Source organism: Corynebacterium sp. HMSC055A01 (assembly GCF_001809405.1).
Taxonomy (GTDB): domain Bacteria; phylum Actinomycetota; class Actinomycetes; order Mycobacteriales; family Mycobacteriaceae; genus Corynebacterium; species Corynebacterium hesseae.
In genome coordinates, this window is the sequence record NZ_KV797559.1 from 1 (window position 1) to 481 (window position 481).

General features: G+C 55.3%; 1 pseudogene. It reads left to right on the forward strand.

Annotated elements, in window-relative coordinates:
- Positions 1-481 (forward strand): annotated as a pseudogene (locus HMPREF2604_RS04435) (HNH endonuclease); the annotation flags it as partial.

The following is a 481-nucleotide window of genomic DNA, read 5'->3' on the forward strand; positions in this document are numbered from 1 at the left end:
AGCCAAACCAGGCGTGCGCATCACCTACCGCGCACAAGGCCCCAACACTCTCTCCATAACCGACGATGCCACCACGATTGCCAACATGCGCGGTGTCCTCGAATCCACCAACACCACCGACCTGCTTCAAGCCGCCAACGACGTCTTCTTCAAAGAAAGCACCGGTTCCAAACCGGCAGTGCGCACCCAAGTCATCGTCACCCTCAACGAGCTAGACCAGATCATTAACGGCGAGGGCGATGAAATAGAGCTCAACCTCACCAACGGCGGGCGAATGACCGGGGCGGAATTCTTAACCCACAAGTTTGCTGAAATAGGGTATGCCACCATCGTGCACCCTATTGAAGGACCCATCGACACCTTCCGGCTAGAGCGTGGAGCAAACTTCAAACAACGCCTTACCCTGCATGCTGAATTCCACACCTGTTCAAGACCAGGCTGTAACAAGCCGGCTGATTACTGCCAAGTCCATCACCTCATC